At 74.0% G+C, this 7409-nt stretch carries 5 protein-coding genes; 2 read left to right on the plus strand and 3 right to left on the minus strand.

Annotated features, from left to right (window positions below; translation table 11 throughout):
- Positions 1-162: 162 nt before the first annotated feature.
- Positions 163-678 (plus strand): flavoprotein, encoded by a 516-nt coding sequence (locus KM933_RS38020; RefSeq protein ID WP_221361914.1) that lies wholly within the window; start codon positions 163-165, stop codon positions 676-678.
- Positions 679-704: 26 nt separating this feature from the next.
- Here KM933_RS38020 and KM933_RS38025 read toward each other — a convergent pair whose 3' ends face one another.
- The 3 genes from KM933_RS38025 to KM933_RS38035 all read right to left on the minus strand — a co-directional run bounded on the left by KM933_RS38025 (position 705) and on the right by KM933_RS38035 (position 5129).
- Entirely contained in the window at positions 705-1550 is an 846-nt protein-coding gene (locus KM933_RS38025; protein ID WP_221361915.1) for an endo alpha-1,4 polygalactosaminidase, read from the minus strand.
- 240 nt (positions 1551-1790) lie between these two features.
- Positions 1791-3656 carry a glycoside hydrolase family 9 protein gene (locus KM933_RS38030; RefSeq protein WP_221361917.1) on the minus strand — a complete coding sequence of 622 codons (1866 nt, stop codon included), beginning with the start codon at positions 3654-3656 and terminating at the stop codon, positions 1791-1793.
- Between the two features lie 144 nt (positions 3657-3800).
- Positions 3801-5129, minus strand: a complete 1329-nt coding sequence (locus KM933_RS38035) for an SLC13 family permease (RefSeq protein WP_221361939.1) — start codon at positions 5127-5129, stop codon at positions 3801-3803.
- Positions 5130-5646: 517 nt separating this feature from the next.
- Between KM933_RS38035 and KM933_RS38040 the strand changes: the two genes are divergently transcribed.
- Entirely contained in the window at positions 5647-7353 is a 1707-nt protein-coding gene (locus KM933_RS38040; protein WP_221361919.1) for an RICIN domain-containing protein, read from the plus strand.
- The last annotated feature ends 56 nt before the right edge of the window (positions 7354-7409 follow it).

A 7409-nucleotide genomic window follows, 5' to 3' on the forward strand; every position in this document is an offset into this window, starting at 1 on the left:
CGGGTTCCGCGCCCCGCCCGGCGGCGGCCGTGACCATGGCACCCTCCGCCGGCCGGAGCGGTTGCCCGGCCGGCTCCGCGGGCGGCCCGGCGTCGTCCACCGGACCCGGTCCGGTGAGGATTCCCGGGTGGTGGGGTTCCCCGGGTTCAGTAAGGTTCCCGGGTGACTGAACAGGCGCGGAAACCCTTCCTGTACGTCGTCGTCTGCGCCGCCGGGGTCGCCGGCGGCGTCGGCGAGCTGATCACCCTGGCGCAGGAGCGGGACTGGGAGGTCGGTGTCATCGCGACCCCGCTCGCGACGGGCTTCTTCGACACCGCGGAGGCCGAGGCACGGACCGGCCGGCCGATCAGGTCCGCCTGGCGTTCGCCCGGCGACCCGCGCCCCTTCCCGGACCCGGACGCCGTGACCGTGGCGCCCGCGACCTTCAACACCGTCAACAAGTGGGCGGCCGGGATCTCCGACACGCTCGCCCTGGGGACGCTCTGCGAGGCGTACGGAACGGGCGTGCCGATCTCCGTACTGCCCTGTGTGAGCGAGGCGCTGACGGCCCACCCCGCCTACCGGGACAGCCTGGAGAGGCTGCGCGGGATGGGGGTCAGGTTCGGGGAGCACGCCTCCGGCGACCCGGACCGGCCCGGCTTCCGGTGGGAACAGGCCCTCGACCTGCTGGTCGGCTGACCCGCCGACGGGTCCGGGGCGGTGGGTCAGCGGGTCCGGCGGACGTAGCCGGTGCTGCCCGGTGCCGACACCGCCAGGTCCCGGCGCACGATGCTCAGCCGGTCGCCGAAACCCGCACGGGCCTTGCGCAGCCCGCCGTCGGTGTACTCCACGACCACGACCCGGTCGTCGAAGGCGTCGGCGTACGCGCCGCACTCGTCGTAGGCGCCGCACTCCTCCACCACGGCGAAGTCGAGCCCGGCACGGGAGCGCCGGTCGGCCAGCTCCACGGTGTTCTTCTGGGCGACGGCCAGCCCCCGGCCGTGCGCCTCGTCCGAGATCAGCCGGGCGAAGGACAGGGCGTCGTCCGCGCTCAGCAGCCCCCGGGAGCGGGTGTAGCTGTCGTAGTTGTCCGGCTCGACGGCGTCGTAGCCCTTGTCCGCGCAGCCGTCGATCCACGGGGCGACCCGCGCCGCGATCCGCTCCCGCTTGGCGGGGGTGCCGATGTCGAGCAGCGGCTCGTCCCAGTCGGCGTCGATGACGGGCTCGCCCTCGCCGTCCCGCAGGAGCAGGTCGTCGGGCCAGTCGTCCCGCTCGTCGGGCTGGGCCTGGAAGGCGTTGACGTAGCAGATGTTGTAGAGGCCGCGCGCCGGGTCGGCACCGCGGTCGCGGGCGACGATGCGGACACCGGACGGCGGGGGGTAGGCGCCGCCGATCTGGTAGTCGAAACCGGCGGGCACGGGAGGCAGCCGCACGCTCCCGGCGCCGGATCCCGCGGCGCCGCCGGACTCCCCGCCGTTCCCGTCCGGCGTGCAGGAGGCCAGGGCCACGAGGGCGACCAGGGCGGCTGCCGCCCTGGGAAGACGCGCGCGGGGGGCACGCTCGGCGGGCATGTCCGCTCCATCGGTCGTGAGTGCGGCCCCGCCTCGGACCCCGTGACGGTCCTGGCGACTGTGGCAGGACTCGGGAACGTGTCCGCTACCGGCTGGGCGCACCTCTGGGCACCGGGCCGGGCCCGGGCACGTCGCGATCAAAGCGCGCGGGACGCCGCACGTCAAATCCCCGGTGCCGCGGAGTCCCGCCCGGCGCGTACCGCGCGGGACTCCGGCACCGGTCCGGCACCGGCGCCCGTGCTAGGTGCGCGACGGGCGCCGTTCCGCGGCGAAGGCCGCCAGCCAGGCCAGCGGCGCGTTCCAGTTGATCGTCACCTCGTTGGTGGAGTACGAGCCGATGTCGTCGATGTAGCAGGCCGCGGGCGCGCACCCGGCCAGGTGCTCCTGCGCCACGGGGTCCTGCAGACCGCTGTTGGGACCGCCCGCGAGGGAGCCCGCGGGCGGGTTCGGCAGCGAGGCGTCGTACTGGTTCGCCCAGAACCGGTGGTGCTGGTTGCGGGCGTACGCGTCGCCGTAGCCGGTGACGTACGACAGGTCCAGGGTGTTGCGGCCCAGCAGGTAGTCCATCGACTCCAGCACCCCGTCCCGGTACCGCTGCCGCCCGGTCAGCGCGTGGGCCGTGGCCATCACGATCGCGTTGTTGGTGACCTGGCTGTTGGAACCCCACACGTACCCGCCCGCGGGGAGGGGCACCGGGTAGCCCTGCCCGGCCATGGTGGCGAGGTGCCCGTCGGCCGCGGCGGTCACGGACGCCCGTACCCGCCTGATGTCGGAGGCGGGCAGCCCGTTCGGCACGGTCGCCAGGGTCAGCCGGCCGAGGGCCGCGGTGTCGGCCCAGTTGAAGCCGGTCGGCGTGAGCGCGCTGTCCGAGGTGTGCCAGGGCGAGGAGGTGACCGCGTCCCGGTAGGCGCGTTCCCCGGTCGCCGCGTACAGCTCGCTCGCGGCCCAGTAGAAGTCGTCGGTGACCTGTGTGTCGTTGTAGGGGCCGCCGCCCGTGCTGTCCGACTCGGGCGCGTACAGCCCGGGGTTGGCCCGCGCCGCCGTCCACGCCGTGCGGGCCACGCTCAGGCACCGCTTCGCGTACGCGGGGTCGTAGGGCCTGAAGACGCGTGCGCACTGGGCCGCCGTCGCGGCGAGGTTGAGGGTGGCGGCGGTGGAGGGGCGGTGCAGCTCGCGGGGTTGCGGGTCCAGTTCGGGCCGGGTCGGGATGCCCGTCCAGGCCGCGTCATGGATCTTGTGGAAGGCCATCCCCGCGAGGGGCTTGCCCTTTGGCACCTGCATCCGCATCAGGAAGTCCAGCTCCCAGCGGGCCTCGTCCAGGATGTCGGGCACGCCGTTGCCGCGTTCGGGGATCCGCTGCGTCGAGTCGCCGAGCGCGGAGGCGGTGCCCGCCCTCTTGGCCCGCGCGAAGGAGTCGACGAGCAGCCAGACGGAGATCCCGCCGTTGACGACGTACTTGCCGTGGTCGCCGGCGTCGTACCAGCCGCCCCGCACGTCCTGTTCGTAGTCGCACACCCCGGCCTGGCACGGCACGCGCGTGTCGCCCTGGTTGGGGGCGACCCCGAGGTGCCCGGCGGGCCGCGCGTAGGCGGGGCCCACCAGCGAGGCATCTATCGGTGTGCCGCTGCGCTGGTGGTAGAAGAAGGCCAGGGAGTCGGAGCGCAGGCCGTCGTAGAGGTCGGCCCGGATGTCGAAGGGCGCGCTGCTTTGCCCGTCGACCACCAGGACGTATTCCGAGCCCGCCTTGCGGTGCGCGGAGAAGTCCGCGACGTGGGTCGCGTCGCCCGAGGCCGTGTCCGTGCCGCGCACGACGGTCCGGCCGGCGGCGGCCACGGCACCCGACGCGCTGCGCAACTGCCAGACCAGGGGCTGGTCGGCGGCCGTGACCACGGTGGCGCGCTTGGGGCCGTCCGGCAGGTAGCCCGCCTGGTTCACCCGGACCGGGGTGGTCGCGGCGGCGGGATCCGCGGCGGACGGCGCGCCTGCCGCGCCGGGCGCGAGGGCCAGCCCGCCCGTCAGCAGCGCGGCCGCCAGCAGGACGGCTGTGGCACGTCTTCCGGTACGTCGTTCCGAGGGGTGGCGGTGCACGTGCGGGAACGTCGGCATGGAGCGCCTCCCGAAGCCAGAATGGGGTCCATGAATGCCGTCCGATGCGGACGGCAGGATGATGGGAGCGCTCCCAAAACGGGAGCATTGCATGGTCATGTGGCAGCGTCAATGCCCCCTGCACGACTGCCGCCGACCCGGTTCTCAGGCGCCGAACACCCGTACCGAGGCCCAGAGTGCGACTACCGCGGGGAACAGCGCGAGGGGCACGGTGAGCAGGCCGAGACGGGTGAATTCCCCCAGGTCGACGTCGTGATCGTGCTGGTGGACGATCCGCCGCCACAGCAGGGTCGCCAGCGAACCGGCGTAGGTGAGATTCGGACCGATGTTCACCCCGAGCAGCACGGCCAGGATCGGTCCGGGTCCCGCCGCCGCGGCCAGGGGCAGCAGGACCAGGACCGCCGGGAGGTTGTTGATGAGGTTCGCCAGCACGGCGGCGAGGACCGCGATGCCCAGCAGCGAGGGCAGGGACGCCGAGTCGGGGACCAGGTGCCCGAGCAGGTCCGCGAGGCCGTTGTCGACCACGGCGCGCACCACGATGCCCAGCGCCAGGACGAAGGCGAGGAAGGGCAGCGAGGTGGCCCGTACGACGGCGAGCGGTGTGGTGCGCCCGCGGACCAGCGCCCGGACGGCCAGGACGAGGGCTCCCGCGAGCGCCGCCCAGGCCGGTTCGGCACCGAGCGCGGACGTCACGACGAAGCCCGCGAGGGTGCAGGCGACGGTGACCAGCGCGAAGAGGGGCATGTCGGTGGAGTCGGGGCCGGGGCCGGAGTCGTGGCCGGATCCGGAGTCGCCGCCGGAGCCGGTGGTGCCCGTAGTGCCGGTTCCGCTCCCCGCCGGGTCCGGAGGGTTGCGGGCCAGGTCCTCGGCGAAGAAGCGCCGGAAGACGAGGTACTCGGCGGCGATGGCGACGGCCCACGCGGGACCCATCAGCAGGGCGAACCGCGTGAAGCTCAGACCGCTCGCCGTGAACGCGAGCAGGTTGGTCAGGTTGGAGACGGGCAGCAGCAGCGAGGCCGTGTTCGACAGGTGGGCGCACGCGTAGACGTGGGGCTTGGCGGCGGCGCCGAGGCGGGCCACGGTCGCGAACACCACCGGTGTGAGCAGCACGACCGTGGCGTCCAGGCTCAGTACGGCCGTGATGACCGAGGCCAGCAGGAAGTTGGCGCCCAGCAGGCGTTGCGGCCGGCCCTTCGACGTACGCGCCAGCCAGGCACCGCAGGCCCGGAAGAGCCCCTCGTCGTCGCAGAGCCTGGCCAGCACGAGCACCGCGGCGAGGAAACCCACGACCGGGCCGAGCAGTTCGGCCTCGGCCCGTGCGTGGTCGAGGGAGATGGCGCCGGTGGCCATCACCAGACCGGCGGCCGGGACCGCCACGGTGGCCTCCGGCAGACCGAAGGGCCGGATCACGGCACCCGCCAGCACCGCGACGAGCAGAACGGCGGAAAGGGCGGTCGCCAGTGTGGAGCTCAGGGGTCGTCCTCGGGAAAGTGCTTGTCGGTTTGGTCCGGTTCCATCGAATCAGACGGGGGGACCCCCGGGAGGAACGGGGGGTGAGGTGAACGGGGACCGCCGGCGTGTGCACGCCCTTCGCGCGGGGCACTCGACGGCGGACGCGACGACGAAAAGCGCCGCGCCGCGGGGAAGGGCCGTGCCCGGAAAGGAGGCGGGGGCGAACGCCGGCTTTCCTCCCCTGAGCGAATGGTGCCGAAGTGGCACCGAAGTGGTTCAGGCGCCTTGTTGGGCATGAGTGACCTGTGCAAGGGTGAACTTCCCGTACATGGCCCTTGGCCAGGTCTGATTCACCGCCCGGGATTCCCCCGCGCCGTTGGCCCCGAAAGGCCCGCGGCCGACGGGGGCCGGGTGGCCGGCGTCCCGGCCGCTTTCGTGCGCCACTGCGCCACGCCTGAAAGGTACGCACCGGACGGAGCTCCTTTTCGGCGGTCAGAACTCCTGTGTGCCACCTTGTGCCTTGGAAGGAAACCACTCAGTGCACACCCCCCACCCGCCTCGTCCGCCATATCCGCCCGGCCCGGGCGCCGTTCCCGGCGAATCCGACGAGAGCCTGGCGGCGCTCCTCAGGGCACAGCCGGAGGGCGAACTCACGCACCCCGTGGCACTGATCCTCGCGCGGCACTGGCAGCCGGCGCACGACTACGCGGTCATCTGCCTCGCCTCCGCGGCGAACGCCCCCGCGGCCGGCGCCGCCCCGATGGTCACCGCCGCCGCCTTCCAGCAGGTGTTCGGACGTCTCCGGCGCGCCGGCTCCACCACCGCGCTGCGCCCTCGACTCCTGGTGGCGGTACGGGACCTCGTCAAGGAGTGGTCGGCGGACGACCGTATGTCCGAGGTGCTGCCCGAACTGCGGAAACCGGCCGGGGGGCGCGGTATGCGCACCACGAACTCCATGACACCGGAGAACCGCAGGCTCGCGGAACGTTCCTTCCAGGCTCTTCCGGGACGCGCCCAGTGCCTGCTCTGGCACACCGAGGTCGAGGCCGAGCACATATCCGTACCGGCCGGTCTCCTGGGCATGGACACCGACAGCGCGTCCACGGCGTTGGAGGAGGCCCGCGAGAAATTCCGCGAGGGCTGTGTACGGGCCCATCGTGAACTCGCGCCGAACAGGGACTGCCGCCACTACAACCGTCTGCTGGACGGTCCGATCCGGCGCGGCGGCGCCCTGCTCCCCGATGTGCAGCAGCATCTCCTGACGTGCCGTTTCTGCCGTTACGCCGCCGAGCAGCTGAGCCATTTCGAGGGTGGTCTGGGCGGTCTGCTCGCCGAAGGGGTGCTCGGCTGGGGCGCTCGCCGCTATCTTGCGTCACGTCCGGGCGGTGGGCGTCCGGGGACCCGGACCGCCCGTCGCGCCGGCGGACCTCCGGGCGGCGGCGGGCGCTCCCGTCTCGGCGGGCGCGTCCGTCCGCCGTCCCGGTTCTCCGCGCGGCGGGGACGGCACTCCTCCCCGGGTCCGCGCCGTTCGAAGGTCCTCCTCGCCGGAGCGGGCCTGGTCTCGGCGGCCCTGCTCACTGCCGTCCTCGTCGCCGTCCTGTCGTCGCGGGACGACGGCGGTACGGCCCCCTCGGCCTCCGTCGGGGTGTCCGGCAGCCCGGGTCCCGGCGGGCGGCCGCCGACCGCCGGGCCGTCGTCCCCGTCCGGCTCCGCGGGGCTTCCCACGGGGCCCGTCCGGACCCGGCTGCGCAACCTCGACGCCGACCTCTGCCTGGACGTCGAGGGCGGCACGGCGAGGGCCGGTGCGGGCACCGAGCTGGACACGTGCTCCACGGCCGGGACGCAGGAGTGGTCGTACGAGAAGGACGGGCTCCTGCGCAGCGCCGCCGACCCGGAGCTGTGCCTGGACTCCCACGTGGACGCCGGGGTGGTCGTCCTGGGCCGCTGCGCGGCGGCGTCCGCCGCGCGGGGCGACGACGTGCGCTACGACCTCACCGTGCGGGGCGAGTTGCTGCCCCGCTGGGAGGCGGGACTCGCCGTGGCTCCCGCCTCCCAGGACGCGCGGGCGCGGACGGAGGTGGTGGTGAGGATCCGCGACAGGACCGACGCCCAGCGCTGGCTCACCGACGCCGCGGGGGAGACCCCCGGGTCCCTGTCGATAGCGGAACCGGACGTGCCGTCCGGCGGCCCGGCGGCCGACTCCGCAGCGGCCGGCCCCGCGGTGGCGGGCCCGCGGACGGGCTAGGACCGTGCGTGCGCAGGCCGGCCGGCCTGCGCACCCACGCACGGGCGCGGCACGCC

It is taken from the genome of Streptomyces beigongshangae (assembly GCF_019710745.1).
Classification (GTDB): Bacteria; Actinomycetota; Actinomycetes; order Streptomycetales; family Streptomycetaceae; genus Streptomyces; species Streptomyces beigongshangae.

What these genes read in the sequence shown, in the direction of transcription:
- KM933_RS38025 (WP_221361915.1), bottom strand. Translation starts at nt 1,550, where the DNA reads ATGCCCGCCGAGCGTGCCCCCCGCGCGCGTCTTCCCAGGGCGGCAGCC.
- KM933_RS38030 (WP_221361917.1), bottom strand. Translation starts at nt 3,656, where the DNA reads ATGCCGACGTTCCCGCACGTGCACCGCCACCCCTCGGAACGACGTACC.